The sequence below is a fragment of the Rhizobium sp. 01L419 genome (assembly GCF_056400025.1).
Window position 1 is genome coordinate 22,615 of the sequence record NZ_JBFTSM010000023.1, and the last position, 22,914, is coordinate 45,528.

Genomic DNA, 22,914 nt, shown 5'->3' on the forward strand with positions numbered 1-22,914 from the left:
CGTTGGAAAATAAGGTCGGAGAAACGGCGGCAGAATAGAGGAATCTTAGCGATAATTTGTTGACAAATTATCGCTTCGGGCTAACCTGCCACACGTACTTCAGTTCTGAGATGAGAGAGTTCATTGGATAAACCGAAGGAACGAAAAGCTCCCCGCGAATTGATCGTGTCGTCCGCCCATCTGGCGCTCGGCAGTTCTCCGGCCCTCTCCGAACTTGAATATGGATCGATCCTTTTTTCTCATGCTTTTAACCGCTGGATGGTGCGCTGCATGGCTGCCGCCGGCGCGCCGAGCCTCTCGCCGGTGGAGATCCTGATCATCCATTCGGTGCGCCATCGCGGCCGTCCGAAGACGCTGTCTGATCTCTGCCTCGTGCTCGACATCGAAGACACGCATGTCGCTAATTATGCAGTCAAGAAGCTTGATGCGGCCGGTCTGGTGAAGACCGGGAAATCCGGCAAGGAAAAGGTGATCCAGGTCACCGACAAGGGGCTGGAAGCGCTGACGCGCTATTCGGAAATCCGCGAACGATTGCTAGTGGAGGCGACAAAACTCTCGGGCCTTTCACAGGATGAACTCTCCGGCATTGCCTCCCATCTGAGAGCTCTGTCGGGATACTACGAACAGGCAGCGAGGTCGGCGGCAACCTTATGAGTAGATCGACCGAGAGCAGCAGCGCCGCCAACCCCACCAACCCCGCCATCCTCTCGGTTCGCTCACTGTCCGTCGACTTCAGGTCCGGTCAGTTTCAGGCTGTCAAATCGCTGAGTTTCAATGTCAAGGCGGGCAAGACGCTTGCGATCGTCGGTGAATCCGGTTCAGGAAAATCGGTGACCTCTAGGGCGATCATGCGCCTTACCGATTTTTCGGGCGGCCGCATCAGCGGCGGCGAAATCCTCTTCCAGAGCCGCAACGGGCCGATCGATCTGGTCACCGCCAGCCCTGATCGCATCCGGCAGATCCGGGGAGGGGAGATCGCCATGATCTTCCAGGAGCCGATGACGTCCCTCGATCCGGTCTTTTCGATCGGCGATCAGATTGTCGAAGCCATTCTTCTGCACCAGAAGACCACGCGCATTGAAGCCAATCGCATCGCGCGCGACATGCTGGATAAGGTTCGCATTCCCGACGCCGATGCGATGATGAAGCGTTATCCGCATCAATTGTCCGGCGGCATGCGCCAGCGTGTGATGATCGCCATGGCGCTCTCCTGCCGTCCCAAGTTGCTGATTGCCGACGAGCCGACCACCGCTCTCGATGTGACAATTCAGGCGCAGATCCTCAATACGATCCGCGAGCTGCAGCGCGAACTCGGCATGGCAGTGATCTTCATCACCCATGACATGGGCGTCGTTGCCGAAATGGCTGACGATGTGGTCGTCCTGCGTCACGGCGAAAAGCAGGAGGAGGCGCCGGTGCGGACGCTGTTTTCCAATCCGCAGCATCCCTATACGCAAACCCTGCTCGCAGCCGTGCCGCGCCTCGGCAGCATGTCGGGAAAAGCTTCGCCCAACAGCGAAGCATTGGAGGCCGTCCGTTCCGACAGCAAGCCGCCATTGCTGCAGGTCGATGGCCTGACAGCGCGCTTTGCTGCCCGTAGGACCCTGTTCGGCCGCCTGACGCACCGTATCCACGCGGTTGAAGGCATCTCCTTCGAGATTGCCGCCGGTGAGACGCTGGCGCTGGTCGGCGAATCCGGTAGCGGCAAGTCCACCACCGGGCGCATGCTACAACAGATCATGATGCCGACGGGCGGCAAGATACGCTTCCGAGGCCGCGATGTCGCCGAGATGGACCCGCGCGAGAAGCGTTCGCTGCTGCAGAAAATTCAATATATTTTCCAGGACCCCTACGCAGCGCTCGATCCACGCCAGAGGGTTGGCGCCAGCATCGCCGAACCGATGATCGTTCACAAGCTGCAGCCGGACAAGGCGGCGGTCGCAGCCCGAACGCTTGCCCTGCTCGATCGTGTCGGACTGCCGCACGACTACAAAACACGTTTTCCGCACGAGCTCTCGGGCGGTCAGCGCCAGCGTGTCTGCATTGCCCGTGCGCTCGCCAGCGATCCGGAACTGATCATCGCCGATGAATCCGTTTCGGCTCTCGACGTTTCGATCCAGGCGCAGATCCTGGACCTGCTGCTGGAATTGCAGCGGGAACGCGGACTGTCCTACCTGTTCATCACCCATGATATGGCTGTGGTCGAGAAAATCAGCCACCGCGTCGCGGTCATGTATCTCGGCCAGATCGTCGAGATCGGTGCCCGGCAGGAAATATTCGAGAACCCGCAGCATCCCTATACGCGCAAGCTGCTCTCGGCCATTCCTGTGCCCGATCCCGATCGCAGTATCGACACCACGCTTTTGACCGGTGCAATACCGAGCCCTGTCCGAAAAATCGGCGAAGAACCGGCGCTTCTGCAGTACCGCCGCTTTTCGCCCTCGCACTTCGTTGCGGCCGAGCCGCAGAAGCTGTCCGAAACCCTCCCACAGGACAGATCGCTATAAAACAGTAACCGCACAAGAAAAATTGGGGAACTAAAACAATGAGATATAGAAATCTCTTCTTTGCCGCCGCAATGTCGGTCCTGCCGCTTGCCGCAACCATCGACGCCGCCCATGCCGCCGGCACGCTTACTGTCGCGCTCGAACGCGATGATGGCAGCTGGGATCCGATCGATACGTTCACGCTGACCTGGGGGCGCATCGGCAGCAATATTTTCGACGGGCTCGTGCAGCGCAGCCCGGACCTGAAGCTGCTGCCTGGCCTCGCCACGGCCTGGGAATTCCTTGACGACAACAAGCGTATCCGCTTCGCGCTGCGCAAGGGTGTGAAATTCCACGATGGCGAGGACTTCAACGCTGCTGCCGTCAAGTTCACCTTCGACCGTCTGCTCGGTCCGGAAGGCGCCAAGGGGCCGCAGCAGGCGAATTACACCTCCATTGGCGAAGTGAAGATCGTCGATGACTATACGGTCGACTTCATCCTCAAGAGCCCGGATCCGGTGCTGATCACCAAGCTTGCCGGCTATGGCGGCATGATCGTGCCGCCGGCATATATCAAGGAAAAGGGCGACGAATATTTCAACCTGCATCCGGTCGGTACAGGTCCGTTCAAGTTCGTCGACTATAAGCCGAAGATCAGCCTGACGCTGGAAGCCAACCCGGATTACTGGGGTGGCGCGTCGAAGATTTCCGGTCTGGTCTACCGCTTCATTTCGGAAGCGGCCACACAGGTTTCCGAACTGCAATCGGGTGGTATCGATATCGCAACGCTGGTGCCGATCAGCCTGATCGACACGATCAAGGGCGATCCCAAGCTGGAAGTGGAAAGCATTACCGGTCCTGACGTCGCCATGCTGCGCTTCAACAATACCGACGGTATCACCAAGGATCCGGCGGTGCGCAAGGCACTTATCCAGGCGGTCGATCGAGACGCCATCATCGAGCAGATCCTGCAGGGCAACGGCAAGCCGATTGCCAGCCTCCAGAGCTCGCTGTCGCTCGGCTACGATGCCAATCTGAAGTCACTGCCCTTCGACCCCGCGGCCGCCAAGGCGGCGCTCGACAAGTCCGGTGTGAAGCCTGGCACCAATCTGGAGCTTTCCTTCGTCGGTACGGATGCGACATTCCGCGAAGTGGCCCAGACGGTCGCCGCCTATCTTCAGGCCGTCGGCATCAATGCCTCGCTGAAGTCCTATGAGACCAACGTCTATTACACCGACATCATCGCGCATGGCAAAACCGGCTCGCTCTACCAGTTCCAATGGGGTGGCTGGACCTTCGACTTCGACAACACGGCGTACCTGCTCTATCACAGCGGTCAGTTCTGGAATCCCTACATCAAGGATGCAAAGCTGGATCAGCTGCTGGAGGCGCAGCGCTCGACCTATAATGTCGACGAGCGCAAGAAGATCCTGGGCGAAGTTGCAGCCTATGCCGCCGACCAGGCTTTCGAGATGCCCCTCTATAACGGCAACACGCTCTATGCGATCAACAAGCGGGTGAAGAACCTGGCGCCGACCCCGGACGTGCGTTTCCGCTTCGTAGACGTATCGGTCGACTAACCGAGCCCCGCTCCGACTGCCTGCCTTGTGGCAGGCAGTCATCTCCTTCGCAGGGTCACGCCATGCCAGCCTATATTGCCAAACGCCTCTTGCAGGCTTTCTTCGTCGTGATCGTCGTCACGCTGCTCGTTTCCTATGCAATCCGGCTGTCCGGCGATCCGACGGCCATGCTCGTCAGCGGTGGTTCTGCCGTTACCGAGCAGGATCTCCAGAATATTCGTGCCGGCCTTGGTCTCGACCAGCCGTTCCACATGCAATATCTGAATTTCATCTCCGGCGTCGCTAAGGGCGACTTCGGCAAGAGCTTCTTCGGCGGCACCCCGGTCTGGGACCTGATTGCACAGGCGCTGCCGGCGACCCTCTTGCTGTCCTTCCTGTCGCTCTTGCTGTCCTTCGTGATTTCGATCCCGCTCGGCATTCATGCGGCGGTCAAAGCAGGCTCATGGGCGGATCAGATCGTCCGCGTCCTGTCGCTCGTCGGGCTGTCCTTCCCGAATTTCTGGCTGGCGATCATGCTGGTGCTGATCTTCTCGATCAAGCTGGAGTGGCTGCCATCGAGCGGCTTCCTTGCCTATTCGGGCCTGGTGCTGCCCTGCCTGACGCTGGCGCTCATCCTCTCGGCGGTCAACGTCCGCATCGTGCGCTCGTCGATGCTCGAGACACTGTCGGCGCAATTCATCCTCGTCTCCCGCGCCAAGGGGCTGAAGGACAGGGTCGTGCTCTACAAGCACGCGCTACGCAACTGCCTCATTCCGCTGCTCACCTTCGTCGGTCTGCAATTCGGCGACCTGCTCGGCGGCGTCGTGATCGTCGAGCGCGTCTTCAACTGGCCGGGCATGGGCAGCCTTGCCTTCGATGCCATTTCGTCGCGTGACTATCCCGTACTGCAGGGCACGATCACCGTGCTGGCGCTGCTAATCGTCCTGATTAACCTGGCGATCGATATTGCCTATGGCATCATCGATCCGCGTATCGGGAGGAAATGAGCCATGTCATCCTCCCCGGCCAAATCGTCCTTCTTCCGTCACACGCCGCTGGAACTTCTCTTCGGCATCCTCTTCACCGGCGGAATGGTTCTGCTCGTCGTCTTTTCCGATGTGATTTTCGGGAGCAGGGCTGACATGATGGATCTTCGCGCCCGCCTGCTGCCGCCTTTCGTCAGCCTCAACCATATTTTCGGCACCGATCCTCTCGGCAGGGACGTGCTGGCGCGCATTGCCGCCGGCGGCAAGATCTCGCTGATCGTCGGAGTGCTATCGGTCGCGGGTGCCACGATCGTCGGCACGATCGCCGGTCTGATTGCCGGTTACTTCCGCGGTATCGCCGATATGGTGCTCATGCGCATCGCGGATGTCCAGCTTGCCATGCCTTTCATGCTGATGGCGCTGACCTTCATCGCCATCGTCGGCCCTGGCCTGCCGATCCTCATTTCGCTGATGATCATCGCCCAATGGGTGCAATATGCCCGATTGGTGCGTGGTCTCGTGCTCTCCTTGCGCGACCGCGAATTCATCCAGTCGGCGCGCGCCATCGGTGTCGGGCGCCTGCGGATCATTCTCGTGCATATCCTCCCGAATATCGTCGGCCCGATCATCGTGCTGATGACGCTGAACGTCGCCAACAACATCCTGCTGGAAAGCAGCCTGACCTTTGTCGGTCTCGGCGTCGATGCCTCCATTCCAAGCTGGGGCGGCATGCTCGCCGACGGGCGCACCTATGTGCAGTCCGCCTGGTGGGTCAGCGTCTTTCCGGGCTTCGCCATCATGCTTACCGTCCTCGGGCTCAATCTGCTCGGTGACTGGCTTCGTGACTATCTCGATCCGACGAGGGAAAAATGAGCACCATCCTCAATCTCGATATTCCGCGCACGCTCGACGTGCTGGTTTCCGACCTGATCGCCAACCCGCCGGGCAGGCCCGTCGAAGCCTGGGTCTTCGACGACGAGCCCTCGCGGCGGGCAGCGGAAGAAAAACTTGCGGCCGCCGGTATTACCGCGCGGATCCGCAGTTCCTACAAGCCGCTGGTCTATTTCTTCCTTGAGGAGCTGCATATCGCTTCCCTTGCCAAGGTAGAGATCGGTTATCCCGTTCATCCGGCCGCGGACCCGCAGCGCTTCCTGATTGAGGCCTATCCGCTGGCGGTTCTCGTCGGCGATGCACAGGTCGCTTTTCACGCCAACACCCTCGATCTGACCTATGACATCTCGCTGACGACGAAGGCCGGGGAGACGAAGACATATACCGTCTTTGCGCCGAACGTCGTGGAGGATGACCATGTCGGCAAGCCGGTACTGCGCTGCTGTGGCTGGCACAGGGGCGAACGGCTGAAAACCGATTTCGAGACGCTGTTCCTGGCGGCCGTCGATGCCGTCAAGCAGCAGACATGGGGGCGTAAGCAGCCCTCTTTCGACAGGCTGCGCATCATGGTCGATCTGCCGGCCAGGGATCTCGACCTCGATTTCTGCAGCGAGAGCATTAGCCTACGCGAAGCCATGCATGAAGACCTGTTCTTCAGCCTGCGCGAATGCCTGGATGCCGAGATGGGCGCTATGGCGGGCCGCGGTGGTGCAAGGCCAGGCCAGGTCGTTCCCGATATCCGCGGTGCGGACGGCAATCCGCGCATCGTCATGACCGTCGAAGACTTCGGCGAGCACGAGGAAACGAATGGTGAGGATATCGACATCGCCACGGCAACGCGGCCGCTGAAAATCGGTCAGATCCGTCGCGAACTGGCGAAGATCGAGGGTGAGCCGATCAAGGCGCTATCGCGCGAAGGCCGCGAGGTGCTCGGCCGTTATCACAAGGGACCGGGCCCAGCCGTTCTGATTTCATCCGGCCAGCATGCCAATGAGACCAGCGGTCCGGTCGGGGCGCTACGCGCCGCACAACAGCTTGCCGCCGATCCCGACCAGCATTTTGCTATCGTGCCGGTGGAGAATGTCGATGGATATGAGCTGCATCAGCGGCTCATCGTCGAAAACCCGTTCCACATGCATCACGCCGCCCGTTACACAGCCTTCGGCGACGACCTCTCCTTCACCGTTCCACCGCCGATGTATGAACGCGAAGCACGCGGCAAGGCACTCGAACTCTCATCCGCCAAGCTTCATCTCAATCTGCACGGCTATCCCTCCCATGAGTGGACGCGGCCAATGTCGGGCTACCTGCCGCGCGGTTTCGAGCTCTGGACCATTCCGAAAGGCTTCTTCCTGATCGTTTGCACGCATCCAGGCTGGGAAGCGATCGGCGAGGCGATCCTTGATGAGGTGGCCAAACGTCTGGCCGAGGACAAGAGCCTCGTCGAATTCAATGCCAGGCAGATCGATTGCGTGCGCCTGCACATGCCGAACGCGCCCTTCGAGGTACGTTTCGGCGTTCCGATCCTCAAACAGGTGGGCTCGCTCTATCAGGCGCCACTGACGATCATCACCGAAGCGACCGATGAGACGGTTTACGAGCAGATCTTCGTCGATTGCCACGACGCGCAGACGCGCACCGTGCTCTATGCCGTTGAAGCCTATCGTCGGCTGGCGGCAGGGGGCGATTTTCCGTCAGTGTGACGGAGAACCGAGGCAATAGTTTCTAGAGTGAAGGCCTGCGCCAGGCATCGAGCACCGTCTCGATGCCGAGGGCGACCTGCAGCAGCTTTCCATCGGCACCGATCGGGCCTGTCAGCTGCAGACCAAGCGGCAGATGCCCGTCCATGCCGGAGGGCAGGCTGAGGGATGGCTGGCCGGTCATGTTGGCGAGGCCGCTGGACAGCATTTCGCCTTCCTCGCCGTCCTCGGTGAATTCCGGATCCTCTGATGGTGCGGGGAAGGGCACGCTCGGCCCGATCAGCACGTCCACATCCGTGAAGGCCGCTTCGACTGCATTGCGCAGCTTCACGCGGAATTCCTGGGCCTTGATATAGTCCACGGCCCTGGATTCGAAGCCGGCTTCCACCTGTGATCGCGTGCGCGGCGCGTAACCATCAGGGTTTTCGGAGTAGAGTTCGGCATGAATGACCGAGGCCTCCGGCAGGATGATCCGGCGCAGCTCCGAATTAGCAAGCATAAGCTCCGGAATGTCGATGCGCTTGATGATCGCGCCCGCCGCTTCGAGCCGCTTCAGCGCTTCGGTGAGATTATCGGCAACCGCCGGCGTCAATTCGGGGCTTTCACAATGAAAGTGTGGGGCGCCGATCCGGACACCTGCAAGCGACGGCGGTGAAAGCGGAAAGGCCTTGCCGGTCAGCACTTCGAGCAGCAGCGCAGTATCCGCGACGCTGCGAGCGAGCGGCCCGGCATGGTCGAGGCTCCATGACAGCGGGAACACGCCGTCGAGCGACACCAGACCGAATGACGGCTTCAGTCCGACGACCCCGCAATAGGAGGCGGGAATGCGGATCGAGCCACCCGTATCGGTGCCGATCGACAGCGGGATGATGCCGGCTGCGACCAGAGCAGCGGACCCACCGCTCGAGCCGCCGGAGGTGCGGCTGACATCGTGGGGATTGTTGGTCTGGCCGACATCCGGATGGGCGATGCCGTAGGCATATTCGAGCAGGTTGGCCTTGCAGAGGATAATCGCACCTGCTTCGCGCAGGCACTGCACCAGAGGCGCATCGTCATCAGCAATTGCCGGTGGTCGCACCTTGCTGCCGTAGCCGGTCGGAGCGCCCGTCACCTCGATCAGGTCCTTGATGGCAACGGGAATGCCATGGAGCGGCCCGCGATCCTTGCCGGCGCGCAGTTCCTCTGATGCGTGCTCGGCTTCGGCAAGCGCCGTCGCATCCAACCTTTGGGCCACAGCATTGAGAGCGGGTTCCAGCCTTTCCAGCCGTTGAAGGCTGACGCGCACGACATCGACAGGCGAGAGCGAACCGCTTCTGTAGGCTCGCCCAAGGTCGGCCACGCTCATGAATGCGATTTCGTCCGCCGTCATCACCGATCTCCCGTCAGAACAATGCTCCGCCGCTTTCAGGGCGGCGGAGCTTGATAGCAAGATTGAGGCTTAGTTCTTGACGGTATCTTCCAGGAAGAAGCGGCCGAGCGGATTCTGATAGAAGTTGTCGATGTTCTTCCGCGCCACGTTGATGTACGGGCTATAGTAGAGATCGATCCAGTTGACATCGTCCTTTGCCGTCTTCTGCAGGTCGATATACATCTGCTCGCGCTTTTTTGGATCGAGTTCCAGGCGGGCCTTGGCGACCAGCTCCTTCACCGCTTCATTCTTGTAGTTCGTCGAGTAGTTGTTGTTGGAATCGTGGCCGAGCACGAAGGTCGTCTTCTGGTCCGGGTCGAGAATGTCGTTGGTCCAGTAGTTGACGGAGATGTCGTAATCGCCGGCAACCGTCATGTCCCATTCCTGGCTGGGATCGACTTTCTGCAGGTTGGCGGTGATGCCGGCCTTGGCGAGCTGCTGCTGCAACAGCACGGCGGTCTGTTCATCCACCTCGTCGCCGGCGCGGATCAGGTAATTCAGCGTCAGGTTGGAGACGCCGGCATCGGCCAGCAGCTTCTTGGCCTGTTCTGGATCATAAGGACGCTTCAGGTTGTCGGCATAGTAGTAAAGCGCACCCTTCGGAATATAGGAATTGGCGATCGTGCCCTGGCCGAAGGTGACGGCATCGACGATCGCCTTCTTGTCGATTGCCAGATCAAGCGCCTGGCGCACTTCCTTCTTGCCGAGATCGCCATGCGCATGGTTGATCAGCAGATGGTCTTCACGCGTCGACGGGTCGATCAGCACGTTGAGGCCTGCATCTTTCTTCAGCTCCTCGACACGCGAGAAGGGAACGAAGATCGCAGCATCGAGCTGGCCCGCCTGCACGTTCAGCATACGGGTATTGTCGTCAGGTACCGAGATCCATTCGACGCCATCGAGCTTGACGCGATCGGCCTGCCAAAAGTTCGGGTTCTTCTTCAGAATGACGCGGTCGCCGCGCCGCCATTCGTCGACGATGAAGGCGCCGGATGCGATCGGCTTTTCGGCATAGGCATCGGCGCCCATGGATTCGATGCCGGCCTTCGAAATGACAGAGGCATTCGGCAGCGCCAGCGTCGACAGGAAAGGCGCCGAAGGGTTCTTGAGCTTGATCGTCAGCGTCCGAGGATCGGTTGCGACGGCGGTATCGATCACCTTGTAGGAATCGCTCCAGAGCGAGCCTGCATCATCGCGGATACGCAGCAGGCTAAAGGCAGCGTCTTCTGCCGTCAGCGGCGAACCGTCGGAGAATTTTGCGTCGCGGACCTTGAAGACATAGGTCAGCCCGTCGCCGGACACGGTCCAGCTTTCGGCAAGGCCGGGCTCCAGCTTGGTGCCGGTCTTGTCGACGCGGATCAGCACGTCGTAGACGTTGGAAAACACCCAGTTGTCGATGTTCTGCGCCGTCTTGATCGGATCGAATGTCGTCGAATCCTCGCGGCGGCCGATGGTCAGTACGCCGGCGGCTTCGGCATAACTTGCGCTGAGCGTCAGGCCTGCAAGAAGCGCGGCAAGCCCGATTGATTTCCATTTTGTGATCATGAGTTCGTTCCCTTCGTTGTTATGGCATGCGTTTGGCGGGCAGGGCCGGCATCGACTGCATGTCGTCAATGGAGCCCGCGCCGCCGAGAAGCGGCTTGTCCGGATCGATGTCGGGAATGGCGGCGATGAGTGCCGCCGTGTAGGGATGCTTCGGACGCGCGAAGACCTCTTCCGAGAGGCCTTCCTCGACGATCTCGCCGCGATACATGACGACCACGCGTTCGCAGAGATTGCGCACGATCGCCAGGTCATGGGCGATAAACATCATCGTTAGGTTCATCTTTACGGTCAGTTCGCGGAAGAGCGAGATGATCTGCGCCTGGATCGTAACGTCGAGGGCTGCGACGCATTCGTCGGCGATGATGAGCTTCGGGTCGACAGCGAGTGCTCGGGCAATGCCGGCACGCTGACACTGTCCGCCGCTCATGCTGCGCGGCTTGCGATTGGCGAATTCCCGCTCCAGCCCGACGAGATCCAGCAGTTCGCCGATCCGCGCCGGGATGGCAGACGCGGGCACCTTGCCTTGAACTTTCAGCACTTCGGCAAGCATCTGGCCGATGGTGAGGCGCGGATTGAGGGCGTTGTACGGATCCTGGAAGACCATGGCCGTCTCGCGCCGCAGCTTGGCGAGGCCGGCGGCCCGGTGTTGCGCCAGATCGACACCGGCGAACGACACATGCCCAGAGGAAATCGGCGTTAGCCCCAGCACGGCGCGTGCGAGCGTGCTCTTGCCGCTGCCGGATTCGCCGACAATGCCGACGGTCTCGCCGGGCATGATCTGCAGGCTGACGCCGGAAACGGCGCTCATCGTTTTCGCATTGCCCTTGAAAAGGTTGCCGCCGACCTTGAACCGCACATGTAGGTCGTCGATTTCGAGGAGTGGCTTCGTAGAGGCCGCCGAGGGCGTGACCTCCAGCGCAGGTGTCGGCGCCTCGTCCGGCATGGAAGGATGGCTGTTGATCAGGTTGATCGTATAGGGATCCTGCGGCCGGGACAGGATCGTCCGCTTCGGCCCCTGTTCGAGCAGCTTGCCGCCGCGCATGACGGCGATGCGGTCGCAGGTCTGCGCGACGATGCCGAGATCATGGGTGATGAGAATGATTGACAGCCCGCGCTTTTCTCGGATTTCCAGCAGCAGCTTCAGGATCTGCGCCTGGATCGTCACGTCGAGCGCGGTCGTCGGCTCATCGGCGATCAGGATCTTCGGGTCACAGGAGAGTGCTACGCCGATCATTGCGCGCTGGCGCATGCCGCCGGAAAACTCGTGCGGGTAGCTGTCATATTGGCGCACGGGATCGGGAAAGCCCACCTGTGTCAGGATCTCGATCGCCGCTGCCCGCGCCTCCCTCGCACCAAGCCCTTGGTGGTAGCGAATGCCCTCGGAAATCTGGTCGCCTATGCGCATGACCGGGTCGAGATGGCTCGTCGGGTTCTGGAAGATCATACCGATCTCGCCGCCGCGAACCTTGAGCATCTCGGCATCGCTTGCAGTGGTCAGATCGCGTCCTTCGAGCAGGACAGTGCCGCCCTCGATCCTGATCAGCGAAGAGGGCAATAACCGGACGAGCGAGCGGCAAAGCAGGCTCTTGCCCGAGCCACTCTCACCGACAAGGCCGAGGATTTCGCCCTTGGCGAGATCGAGCGAAACATGGTCGATCAGCGTTCGTGCGCCGCCATCGAGATGAACCTTGACCGTCAGGTCACGGACGGAAAGGACCGAGGCGCTCATTCGTGAACTCCGAGAAGTTCGCCGAGCGCATCACCCAGCATGCTGAAACCGAAGGCGAGGCAGACGATCGAAAGGCCCGGGAAAAGCGTGATCCACCAGGCCGTGGTGATGAAGCTCTGCCCTTCGGCTACCATGACACCCCATTCGGCAAGCGGCGGCTGTACGCCAAGACCGAGATAGCTGATGGCTGCGCCGCTGAGCAGCACCAGCGTCGCATCCGACATGGAAAAGACGATGGAGCCGGCAATGGCATTGGGCAGCAGATGCCGGAACATGATGCGGGAACGACTGAAACCGAGGCTGACGGCGGCGACCGCATAGTCGCTGCTTTTCAGCACCAGCATTTGCGCGCGGATGAGACGCGCATAGGAGACCCAGCCGACCAACGCGATGGCGATGTAGAAACTGCTGAGGCCCGGGCCGAGGATGGCGATGATCGACAACATCAGGACGAGGAACGGAAAGGCGAGGATGATATCGACGAGCCGCATGAAAACCGCATCGACAATACCGCCAAAGAAACCGGCGATGGTGCCGACCGTCGTGCCGATCAGGAACGGGAAGATGACGCCGATGACGGCGATCTGCAGATCGATGCGTGCGCCCCATATGACGCGCGAAAGGATATCGCGGCCGAAATTGTCCGTGCCGAAGAGATGGTAAAGCGACGGTCCCTGTAGCCGCACATCGGCATTCTGCAGGATCGGATCATAGGGCGCGATTACGGGCGCTGCGATTGCCAGAAGCAGAAAGAACAGCAGGATGCCGACGCCGATGACGAGCGTCAGCCGGCGGCTGAGGAAGCGGCGCCAGGCGACGGGAGAAGGAGCAAGGGCCGCAACGCTCATAGCTTCACCCTCGGGTCGACGGTGACGGTGACGATATCGGCAATGAAATTGACGAGCACGGTGGCGCAGGCAAATGTCATCGCCACGCCCTGCACGACCATATAATCGCGCGAGAAAATGGCGCGCACCAGCAATTGTCCCATGCCAGGCAGGGCAAACACGCTTTCCACGACGACGGTTCCGCCGATCAGCCAACCGATATTGACGGCGAGAAGATTGATTGTCGGCACCAGCGAATTCGGCAGGACGTGGCGCCAGAAGACGATACTCTCAGGCATGCCGCGGGCGCGTGCGGCCGTCGCTACATCCGATTTCAGGGATTCGATCATGGCGGCGCGCAGGCTTCGGGTCAGCACGGTCGAGAGCGACAATGCAACCGTCAACGCCGGCAAGATGAGATGGGAGAGCTTGTCACCCAGTGTCGTGCCGTAGCCGGAGACCGGCAGGACGCCGAGTTCGACGCTGAAAAGTATGATCAGCATCAGGCCGAGCCAGAAAGGCGGAAAGCCGATCCCGAATGTGGAGATGACCCGTACTGCATGATCAGGCGCCCGGCCAGCATTGCGAGCGGCAATCGCCGACATCGGTACGGCGATCAGGATCGACATGATGACGCTTGTCAGTACCAGCGCGATCGTCGGCTCGATGCGCGTGGCGATCAGCGGAAATACGTCGATCTTGTATAGGATCGATTTGCCCATTTCGCCATTCGCGAGGTTCTTGAGGAAGTAGAAATATTGCAGCCACATGGGCTGATCGAGGCCGTATTGGGCGCGGATATTGGCAAGGGCCGTCGGCGTGGCGCGTGTGCCGAGAATATTGCGGGCGGGATCGCCAGGGATCAATCGCACCAGGATGAAGGTAATGACGCTGATGCCGAAAATGACAGGCAGAAACTGGATCGGCCGGGTCAATATGAACTTATAACGATGCATGGCGGCGCTCGCCCCCTTGTCTTCGTCGGGTTCCGATCACCTTACCCTGCATCAGCTTGCCCCGTGCCGCGATAGGAAATCGACCAGCGCGGGATAATAATCATGCGGATTTTCGTAAAACGGCATGTGGCTGGCGTTGGCGAAGACCTTGAGTTCGGCATTCGGCAGGGCCAGCTTCATGCGCAGCGCGCAGGCCGGCGTCAGTTCGTCATGTTCGCCCGCGGTAATCAGCACCGGCGTCGTCACATCAGGCAGATCGGGGATGCGGTTCCAGTCCTTCAGGTTGCCGATATAGAGGAATTCGTTCGGCCCCTGCATGGTCTCATAGGGACCCATGTTCCAGTCGTCGAGCGAGTGGCGCACTGGTGCCGGCCATTCCGGCAGGCGGCAGACATGGCGATAATTGAGGATCGTCACCGCCGCCTGATATTCCGGATGATTGTAAGTGCCTTGCGCCTCGTGTTTCTGCATCATCGCCACCGTCTCAGGCCCGAGGGCGGCGCGCAGCCGTTCCAGTTCGGAAATCAGGTGCGGCATGTCGGCGACTGTGTCTTCCAGGATCAGCGTCTGCAGGTTTTCCGGATAGGTCAGTGCATAGTCGATCGCGAGCCAGCCGCCCCAGGAGTGGCCGAGCATATGCACTTTGCCGAGGCCGAGCGCCTTGCGCACTGTCTCGGTTTCCTCGACATAACGGCCGATGGTCCACAGGGATGCGTCGGTCGGCCGGTCCGAGGCGCCGGTGCCGAGCTGATCGAAGGCGACGACGCGGTAGCCCTTGTCGATGAGGCAGGAATGGGCCTCGCGCAGATAATCACAGGGAAGGCCGGGGCCGCCGTTCAGGCAGAAGATGGTCTCGCTGCCGCTGCCGAAGCTGTAAGCCACCACCTTGTAGCCATCGACCTCGATTTCATGTCGCGCTTCGGGCTCGATTTCACGCCACATTGACCGCTCCGGCAGAAGATTTCGCTTGCTCAATAATTGGGCATGGCTAAATTTTTACCTTAAACCATAGTCTTCGCCAGCTATAAGAAGTGATAGGGTATGAAACCCACCCGACCGGAGCCTGCCATGCTTGATGAAATCGGAACGATCAGACGGCAATTCGTAGCCCATGAGACCCTTGACGGCCGCATCGATCAGATTTTCGGGGCGATGAAAGAGATAGGCTTCGAGGCCCTGATCTACGATTACACGCCAGTGCCTTATGACCTCGACGGCGGGATCATGATCCCTTCGCTCTTGAAGTTGCGGAATATTTCGGAGGATATGCGGGAATACTGGTTCGATCGCGGCTATTTTCGCATCGATCCCGTGCAGCAGGTCGCGTTGCGCACCTCAGCGCCTTTTTTTTGGAACTACGACCGGGATGCCGACACGCTCATCAATCGTTTCATGAGCGACGACACCGCGCCGGTGACGCGCTATCTCAGCGAACGCGACATGTCGACCGGTGTCACCGTGCCCGTTCATATGCCCCGCGGGGACTATGCGACGGTGACCGGCATCCGCTTTGGCGCCAACAGTGATTTCGAGCATCAGGCGCTGCGCAACATCGCCGATTTCAATCTTCTCGCCCATGTCTTCCATGAGGCCGCCTATTCGCTTTTCGATGCCAAGGCGCTGAGCGTCGGCAAGATCCGGTTGACGGAGCGGGAGCGCGAATGCCTGCGCTATTCCGCGGAAGGTCTCTCGGCCAAGGAGATCTCGCGCATCATCGATCGGTCGGTGCCGACCGTGGTCATGCATCTCAATGCGGCGGCCAAGAAACTCGGCGCCCGCAACCGCACGCAGGCTGTAGTGCGCGCTACGCATTACCGCCTGCTGGAAGATCGCCCATCCTATAACTTCTGATAGCTGCCTTCGCCTTTTCGGCGACGCTATGCTTCTCCATCATTGCCCTCAGGATGGAGAGACTTGTGGCCGCAGTTCCGACGAAGGAAGCCTATCTGCCATTTCGCGAATACCGCACATGGTATCGCATCACTGGTTCGCTCGATTCCGGCAAATTGCCGCTTGTCGTGGCCCATGGCGGCCCCGGCTGCACGCATGATTATGTGGATTCCTTCAAGGACATCGCCGAGCTCGATGCCCGTGCCGTCATTCACTACGACCAGCTCGGCAACGGCAAATCGACACGCCTGCCGGAGAAGGGGCCGGATTTCTGGACACCGGCGCTTTTCCTGGAAGAGCTCGATGCGCTGCTGAAGCATCTCGGAATTCAGGATCGTTATGCCTTTCTCGGTCAGTCCTGGGGTGGCATGCTCGGCGCAGAACATGCCGTGCGCCAGCCGAAGGGCCTGAAGGCGCTCGTCATCGCTAATTCGCCCGCCAATATGCATACTTGGGTGGCGGAGGCAAACCGTCTGCGCGAGGAACTGCCGCAGGAGGTGCAGGATACGCTGCTGAGGCATGAGGAGGCTGGCACCATCGCCGATCCGGACTATGTCGCAGCCTCGCGTGTTTTCTACGACCGGCATGTCTGCCGCGTCGTACCCTGGCCGCCTGAGGTCGCGCGCACCTTCGCGACCATGGACGAAGACAATACCGTCTATCGCAATATGAACGGTCCGACCGAATTCCATGTCATCGGCACGATGAAGGATTGGACGATCGAAGATCGCCTGTCGCTCATCGAGATGCCAACTTTGTTGATTTCAGGCAAGTATGATGAAGCGACCCCGCTTGTCGTCAAACCCTATGTCGATCGGGTGAAGGGCAGCGAATGGGTGCTCTTCGAGAATTCCAGCCACATGCCGCATGTCGAGGAAAAGGAGCTTTGCCTCGACGTCGTCTCGGCCTTCCTTACCAGGCATGATTGAGATCGTCGTAATGGTCGCTGGTTACGGGGCCGCTATCCTTGCAGCCGGCTCGCGGCCGCGACGACGGAAGCCGGAATCGCTATCGATATTCGGCAGTCGAGATGTGTCTACGAGAGCATTGCGTGCGGGTCCCCGGCAGACCATGTGACCACAAGCCCCAGATCGCCAGACTCAATCCGACGATTGACTAGACGCAAGACGCTCCATGCAACTCATCTCGACGAGTTTTTTCAGGACTCTGACCCGCTCGACCAGCCAAGCGAGGTCCTCTGCGCTGATCTCGTAATTCGGTGAATATCGGGCTTCCACATAGGCCCGGGACAAGAGCTCAAATCGCCGGCGGGCAATCTTATTGTCGCGCGGCCAGGAAGATATCAGTCGCTTGTCTATGTCCTCTGCCTTGGAGCGAAGCACTTTGATGCGATGCGATTTCGGACTGTAGAGCGTCAACGTCAGAAGGAGACAGTGATAAAGACGCTCTGTCGCTTGGTGCAAATTGAAAGCAGCAAGGTTTAGACCGTCCAAATCTCGATAGAGGTCAACGCCTGCAAGAAGTCTAGCGACGTCAGGATACCAACGCTCGAAGTTTCGCTCTGCCTCTTCTTTCGCTTCTTCCTTGGTCAGCGGTCTGGGGTCGACGAGGGGATGTCCTTTCCCCTCGTAGAGGACCTTGCCGTCTCTGGCGATATCGACGAAAAAGGGTCGTCCGCGAGAGAGCTGGTCGTTGACGTCGTGCAGGGTGTGGACGATCGGAATGACCGGCGTTTCGATCCGGTGGGCAATCTGGTCTTGAAGGAATCGCTCGTCGAGCGACAGCCATAGGTCCTGCTCCTGCGCGAAGCTCTCGGAATTGACGACAATCAGAACATCGTAATCGGAGCGATAGCCGCTCGAGCGATCCTCCACCCAGTCGCCACGGGCATAGGAACCATAGAGGATCACCTTGAGGATCTTGCCGCCGGCGCGTCTTGCCGAAAGCTTGGTCGCGCGGAACTGCTCGACCTCGTCGAAGATAATCTCCAGCACGCGGGCAAGCTCGCGCCGCTTGACTGCTGGCAGGTGGTCGAGGGGATCGGTCAGGGTCAAAGCCGCATCAAAGCCTTCGGTGGGATTCGCTTCCATCGTAACGGCTCGCCTAAAGTTTCGCACCTAAACTCTTTACGAGCTCTTCAAGAGAAAGACAATCCAAGATAGAAGCCGGTGGCAAATGCCGGATGCTAATGACCATGCCTCTCAACGATTTTGTACCTATGCGAATGGAATCATCGAGCGGCTGCGTGATTCACAAGGGCTGCGTTGAGCAGGAACCTGCTGCATTATTCCTTACACGAAGCGTCTTGTTAAATCAGCCACGAGATGGACGGGGACTTCAACGCTCGAACGGCTCGCCGAGTGAGGCGACGCCGTTGAGTTTCAGCAGTCGGCGGTCTGCCGAGATGATGCCGAGCACGATGATCGTCACGAGATAGGGCAGGCAGGCCAAAAGCTGCGAAGGCACATCGAACCCGGTTGCCTGCGCGGCGAGCCCCATCAGCGATACGGCACCGAAGAGGCATGCTCCGAGGAAAATCCGGCCCGTCAGCCAGGTTCCGAAGACTACGAGCGCAATGGCGATCCAGCCGCGGCCGGCGATCATTCCGTCGGCCCAGAGTGGCGTATAGATCGTCGATGCATAGGCGCCGGCAAAGCCCGCCATCATGCCGCCGAATGCCACGGCGGCGAAACGCACGGCGATAACCGGATAACCGATGGCGTGGGCGGCTTTCGGATTTTCGCCGACGGCGCGAATGACGAGGCCCACCTTGCCATAGGCAAACGTCGCCCAGATCGCGAATGTCACCAGAAGCGAAAGCCATACGACGATATCCTGGGTGAAGAAGCCGCCGATGACGGGAATGTCGGAAAGGCCAGGGATGGTGATTTTCGGCAATGCCTTGACCGTCAGGCTTTCGTAGCTCTTGCCGAACAGCGCCGACAGGCCCTGGCCGAGAATGCCGGTCGCGAGCCCCGTCGCGACCTGGTTTGCGTTGAAACCAAGGATGATGCCGGCAAAGACAAGCGAGAGCAGGATGCCGCCGAGCCCGGCCGCGAGAAACGCCAGGATGTGGCCGCCACCGTGATAGACGATGATGAAGGCGATGACGGCGCCGAATGCCATCAAGCCCTCGACGCCGAGATTAAGCACGCCGGCGCGTTCGACCACCAATTCGCCGAGCGCCGCCAGCAGAAAGGGCGTCGCGGCCGCTAGCATGCCGGCCAGAATGAACTCGATGGCGTTCATGTCGGGCTCCTGATCGCGCTCGGTCGCCATACGAGGCGGTAACGCACAAAGGCGATGGCGATGAGGTAGATCAGAAGCAAGCTACCCTGGAAGACGCGCACGGCGGCAATCGGTAGGTTGGCGGAGACCATGGCGTTGTCTCCGCCGATATAGAGCGCCGCCATGACGACCGAGGACATGACGATGCCGATCGGATGCAGGCCGCCAAGATAGGCGACGATGATCGCTGCATAGCCGTAACCGGTCGAGATCGAGCGCTGCAACTGGCCGAGCGGGCCGGCGACTTCGGCTGCACCCGCAAGACCCGCGGCCGCGCCACCGATCAGCAGCGAAAGCCAGATCGCCCAGCCCTCTTTGAAGCCGGCATAGCTTGCCGCGCGAGACGCCAGTCCGCCGACCTGTAACTTATAGCCGCTGAAGCTCTTCTGCATGAAAATCCACGCGGCGATCGACAGCAGCACGGCAAGGATCAAAGAGACATTGACGCGCGTTCCCTCGATCAGGATCGGCACCATCGCGTCATACTGAAACATCACCGACTGCGGGAAATTGAAGCCGTTCGGATCTTTCCAGGGGCCAAGCAACAAATAGTTGAGAAGCTGTGCGGCAACGAAGCTCAGCATCAGTGAGACGAGGATTTCATTGGCATGGAGCCGGACGCGCCAGAAGGCGGTGAGGGATGCCCAAACCGCGCCGCCGATGGTGCCGAGCAGCAGCATTGCCGGCCAGATCCACTGTCCGGCGGCCTCAGGCCACCAAATCGGAATGGCGGAGGCAAAAATCGCTCCAAGTACGAATTGCCCTTCAGCACCGATATTGAAGACCTTGGCGCGAAAGCCGATCGCAAGTCCCTGCGCGATGAGCAGCAACGGTCCGGCCTTTAGCAGCACCTCGGAGAAGGACGCCCAGGAGAAGAACGGCTCGATCAGCATCGCATAGATGACTGCCGCCGGATCGCGCCCCATGACGACATAGAGGCCGAGATTGAGGATAATTGTAACGATCAGCGCGATCGGCGGAGCGAGCAGGGTGGCGGCAAGCGAGGCGCGCTCACGGCGCACCAGTATGGGCAAGGCAGCAAAAAGAGGTCTGCTCATGCGGTGACCTTCTCGCGCGGTAACCGTGCACCGATCATGTATCGGCCGATCTCCTCGGGTTTGGTGTCGCGCGTGACGAGCGGCGGGCTCAGCCTGCCGTGGTGCAAAACCTGTATGAAATCACTGAGTTCGAACAATTCCTCGAGCTCCTCGGAAATGACGAGGATCGCCATGCCTTCATTGCGCAGCGTGATCAGCCGCTTGCGGATTGCCGAAGCTGCGCCGATATCGACACCCCAGGTCGGCTGGGCAAGGAAGAGCAGTTTCGGTGCCAGCATGATTTCGCGTCCGACGATAAATTTCTGCAAATTACCGCCGGAGAGGGAGCCGGCTTCCGCCTCAGGACCGCGTGTGCGCACGTCGTAGTCCCGGATGCACTTATTGGTGAAGGCGGTCGCCTGCGCCTTGTCGAGCAGGCCGCGTTTGACGAGATGCAGGGGATGCGCAGTGAGCAGGCTGTTGAGGGTGAGCGACATTTCAGGAACTGCGCCGCGCCCGAGCCGATCTTCCGGAACGAAGGCTAAGCCCAATTTCCGGCGTGCGGCCGCGTCCAGCATGCCGACGTCCTTGCCCATCATGAAGATCTGGTCGCGTCGTTCTCGCGGCAGGGTGGTCTCGCCCGAAATCAGTGCGGCGAGTTCACTTTGGCCGTTTCCCGAAATCCCGGCAATGCCGAGGATCTCACCGGCGCGCACCGCTAGGCTGACATTGGAGAGCGGTACCGCGAAAGGATCATCCGCCAGGTAGTCGAGGCCGATGAGCTCCAGCCGCTTCTCGCCTTCGGTCAAGGGCAATGCCGGGGTGGATTCCGGCATGTCGCGCCCGATCATCATGCGGGCAAGGTCATGGGCGTCATGCTCGCGCGGATCAACGTGGCCGGTCACGCGTCCGCCGCGCAGGATCGTCGCGCGGTCGCAAAGCGACTGGATCTCTTCCAGCTTGTGGGAGATGAAGAGGATGGAAACGCCGCCGTCTCGCAGCCGGCGCAAGGTCTCGAACAGCTTCTCCACGGCCTGCGGCGGGAGGACCGATGTCGGCTCGTCGAGGATCAACAGTTTCGGATTGGTCATCAGGCAGCGGATGATTTCCACCCGCTGCCGCTCGCCGACGGAAAGCGAATGCACATGGACAAGCGGATCGACTTCGAGGCCGAACTCGTGCCCGAGCTTGCGGATGCGCTCCGCCAACTCGGCCTTCTTGCCGGCCACGATGAGCCTGATGTTCTCGACCACCGTCAGGCTTTCGAATAGCGAGAAATGCTGGAAGACCATGCCGATGCCGGTTCGCCTTGCCTCTGCGGGAGAGGCAAGGCTGAGAGGTTGCCCGTTCCAGGCTATGGTTCCGCTGTCCGGCTGCTCGACGCCGTAGATCAGTTTCATCAGGGTCGATTTACCAGCCCCGTTTTCTCCGAGAATGGCATGGATCGAGTGGGGAGCGACGTCGAGGTCGATCTGCTCGTTAGCATGGACCTGGCCGTAGCTCTTGGAAATGCCGCGCAGCGACAGGAGCGGGCTTGCCATGGCTTACTTCGGCAGCGGCGTCTTGACACCCTTGACGTGCCAGTCCATGGCGACGATCTGAGCGTCCGTCATAGTAGCTCCCGCAGCCGCTCCTTCGCTGCCGTCGGCCTTGATGATCGGACCGCTGAAGGGCGAGAAGCTGCCGTCGGCGATCTTGGCCTCGATCTCCTTGATTTTCGTCATCGTATCGGCCGGAACAGCCGGGTTCCAGTCGACCACTTCGACGACCTTGTCGGCGACACCGAGGAAGGTATTGGCGCCCTTGAAGGTGCCGGCGAGATGCGCGTCGACCGAAGCCTTGAAGAAAGGTGACCAATCGGTAGAAACGCAGCCGAGATAGGTCTTCTCGGCATATTTCTTCATTGAGGAGTTGAGGTTGAAGGCATAGACGCCGGCGTCCTCGCAGGCGGAGATCACCGAAGGCGTATCCTGTGCATTCGAGAAGATTACGTCGCAGCCCTGCGCAATCAACGCCTTTGCGGCTTCCTGCTCCTTGGCCGGATCGAACCAGGAATTGACCCAGACGACAGAGACTTCGATGTCAGGCTTGACGGACTGTGCGCCGAGCGTGAAGGCATTGATGGAGGTGATCAGTTCGGGAATGGCGAAGGCCGAAACCGAGCCGAGCTTGCCGGTCTTGGAAACAGCCGCTGCCGCCATGCCGAGCAGGTATGTTCCCTGGAAATATTTGGCGGCGAAGGGCGAGAAATTCGGTGCGACCTGGAAACCGGACGCATGCAGGACAGTGACCTTGGGATTACGGCGGGCAATCTGCAGTGCGCCATTCTGATAGCCGAAGGAGCCGGCGATCAGGAAATGGTTTCCGTCGGCGACCGTCTTGTTCATGATGCGATCGGCATCGGGGCCTTCGGCGATGTTTTCGATGATCGTGACCTTGACCTTGTCGCCGTAGGCGGCCTTGATCGGATCGATGCCGGCGGCAAGCGCATGACCCCAGCCGACATCGCCGATCGGCGAGGGTACGACAAGGGCGATGCCGAGCGGTTCGTCGGCAGCAAATGCAGTTCGGCCTGCAAAGGCCGTTGCGAGGCCGGCGGCGGCTGCGCTCTTCATGAGCGTTCTGCGGGTCAGATTGTTGGACATGTCAGT

The 22,914-nt window shown here is 60.2% G+C and carries 19 protein-coding genes; 8 read left to right on the forward strand and 11 right to left on the reverse strand.

The genetic code is table 11. From position 1 onward, the window contains the following. The first annotated feature begins 123 nt into the window (after positions 1-123). The 6 genes from AC1DUP_RS32100 to AC1DUP_RS32125 all read left to right on the forward strand — a co-directional run bounded on the left by AC1DUP_RS32100 (position 124) and on the right by AC1DUP_RS32125 (position 7,625). On the forward strand, positions 124-654 hold the full coding sequence (locus tag AC1DUP_RS32100) for a winged helix DNA-binding protein (RefSeq protein WP_477836751.1): 531 nt from the start codon (positions 124-126) through the stop codon (positions 652-654). Continuing rightward, positions 651-2,507, forward strand: coding sequence for an ABC transporter ATP-binding protein (locus AC1DUP_RS32105; protein WP_477836752.1), 1,857 nt, complete (start codon positions 651-653; stop codon positions 2,505-2,507). Before AC1DUP_RS32100 ends, AC1DUP_RS32105 begins: the two co-directional genes overlap by 4 nt. A gap of 38 nt (positions 2,508-2,545) precedes the next feature. Then, on the forward strand, positions 2,546-4,066 hold the full coding sequence (locus tag AC1DUP_RS32110; RefSeq protein ID WP_477836753.1) for an ABC transporter substrate-binding protein: 1,521 nt from the start codon (positions 2,546-2,548) through the stop codon (positions 4,064-4,066). A gap of 62 nt (positions 4,067-4,128) precedes the next feature. After that, the gene (locus tag AC1DUP_RS32115; RefSeq protein WP_113307114.1) at positions 4,129-5,052 is read left to right on the forward strand and encodes an ABC transporter permease; all 924 of its coding nucleotides are present in this window, start codon (positions 4,129-4,131) and stop codon (positions 5,050-5,052) included. A gap of 3 nt (positions 5,053-5,055) precedes the next feature. Continuing rightward, a complete protein-coding gene (locus tag AC1DUP_RS32120; protein WP_113307115.1) occupies positions 5,056-5,904 on the forward strand; it encodes an ABC transporter permease in 849 nt (282 codons plus the stop codon). Next, positions 5,901-7,625: a M14 family zinc carboxypeptidase gene (locus AC1DUP_RS32125; protein ID WP_477836754.1), complete on the forward strand. Its 1,725-nt coding sequence runs from the start codon at positions 5,901-5,903 to the stop codon at positions 7,623-7,625. Before AC1DUP_RS32120 ends, AC1DUP_RS32125 begins: the two co-directional genes overlap by 4 nt. 22 nt (positions 7,626-7,647) lie before the next feature. Here AC1DUP_RS32125 and AC1DUP_RS32130 read toward each other — a convergent pair whose 3' ends face one another. The 6 genes from AC1DUP_RS32130 to AC1DUP_RS32155 form a co-directional block, all read right to left on the reverse strand. Beyond that, positions 7,648-8,991 carry an amidase gene (locus AC1DUP_RS32130; protein WP_115037055.1) on the reverse strand — a complete coding sequence of 448 codons (1,344 nt, stop codon included), beginning with the start codon at positions 8,989-8,991 and terminating at the stop codon, positions 7,648-7,650. Positions 8,992-9,060: 69 nt separating this feature from the next. Beyond that, entirely contained in the window at positions 9,061-10,575 is a 1,515-nt protein-coding gene (locus tag AC1DUP_RS32135; RefSeq protein ID WP_113307118.1) for an ABC transporter substrate-binding protein, read from the reverse strand. A 19-nt stretch (positions 10,576-10,594) separates the two neighbouring features. Continuing rightward, positions 10,595-12,304, reverse strand: coding sequence for an ABC transporter ATP-binding protein (locus tag AC1DUP_RS32140; protein ID WP_113508312.1), 1,710 nt, complete (start codon positions 12,302-12,304; stop codon positions 10,595-10,597). Beyond that, positions 12,301-13,152 (reverse strand): ABC transporter permease, encoded by an 852-nt coding sequence (locus AC1DUP_RS32145; RefSeq protein WP_113508313.1) that lies wholly within the window; start codon positions 13,150-13,152, stop codon positions 12,301-12,303. The genes AC1DUP_RS32140 and AC1DUP_RS32145 overlap by 4 nt, the downstream gene beginning before the upstream one ends. Then, positions 13,149-14,087: an ABC transporter permease gene (locus tag AC1DUP_RS32150; RefSeq protein WP_477836755.1), complete on the reverse strand. Its 939-nt coding sequence runs from the start codon at positions 14,085-14,087 to the stop codon at positions 13,149-13,151. The genes AC1DUP_RS32145 and AC1DUP_RS32150 overlap by 4 nt, the downstream gene beginning before the upstream one ends. A 51-nt stretch (positions 14,088-14,138) precedes the next feature. After that, on the reverse strand, positions 14,139-15,029 hold the full coding sequence (locus AC1DUP_RS32155; protein WP_113508315.1) for a proline iminopeptidase-family hydrolase: 891 nt from the start codon (positions 15,027-15,029) through the stop codon (positions 14,139-14,141). 126 nt (positions 15,030-15,155) lie between these two features. Between AC1DUP_RS32155 and AC1DUP_RS32160 the strand changes: the two genes are divergently transcribed. Together AC1DUP_RS32160 and AC1DUP_RS32165 are read left to right on the forward strand one after the other, a co-directional pair. Next, complete coding sequence (locus AC1DUP_RS32160) at positions 15,156-15,938, forward strand: LuxR family transcriptional regulator (RefSeq protein WP_113301748.1); 783 nt, start codon at positions 15,156-15,158, stop codon at positions 15,936-15,938. A gap of 53 nt (positions 15,939-15,991) precedes the next feature. Beyond that, positions 15,992-16,906 carry a proline iminopeptidase-family hydrolase gene (locus AC1DUP_RS32165; RefSeq protein WP_477836756.1) on the forward strand — a complete coding sequence of 305 codons (915 nt, stop codon included), beginning with the start codon at positions 15,992-15,994 and terminating at the stop codon, positions 16,904-16,906. A 171-nt stretch (positions 16,907-17,077) separates the two neighbouring features. Here the strand turns inward: AC1DUP_RS32165 and AC1DUP_RS32170 are convergent, their stop codons facing one another. From AC1DUP_RS32170 to AC1DUP_RS32190, 5 genes are all read right to left on the reverse strand, one after another. Next, on the reverse strand, positions 17,078-18,028 hold the full coding sequence (locus AC1DUP_RS32170) for a HEPN domain-containing protein (protein ID WP_113307124.1): 951 nt from the start codon (positions 18,026-18,028) through the stop codon (positions 17,078-17,080). Between the two features lie 247 nt (positions 18,029-18,275). Then, complete coding sequence (locus AC1DUP_RS32175) at positions 18,276-19,187, reverse strand: ABC transporter permease (RefSeq protein WP_115039109.1); 912 nt, start codon at positions 19,185-19,187, stop codon at positions 18,276-18,278. Then, complete coding sequence (locus AC1DUP_RS32180) at positions 19,184-20,284, reverse strand: ABC transporter permease (protein WP_115037096.1); 1,101 nt, start codon at positions 20,282-20,284, stop codon at positions 19,184-19,186. The genes AC1DUP_RS32175 and AC1DUP_RS32180 overlap by 4 nt, the downstream gene beginning before the upstream one ends. Next, positions 20,281-21,804 (reverse strand): ABC transporter ATP-binding protein, encoded by a 1,524-nt coding sequence (locus tag AC1DUP_RS32185; protein WP_477836757.1) that lies wholly within the window; start codon positions 21,802-21,804, stop codon positions 20,281-20,283. Before AC1DUP_RS32185 ends, AC1DUP_RS32180 begins: the two co-directional genes overlap by 4 nt. A 3-nt stretch (positions 21,805-21,807) precedes the next feature. Beyond that, positions 21,808-22,908: a BMP family ABC transporter substrate-binding protein gene (locus tag AC1DUP_RS32190; protein ID WP_115037100.1), complete on the reverse strand. Its 1,101-nt coding sequence runs from the start codon at positions 22,906-22,908 to the stop codon at positions 21,808-21,810. Positions 22,909-22,914: the final 6 nt, after the last annotated feature.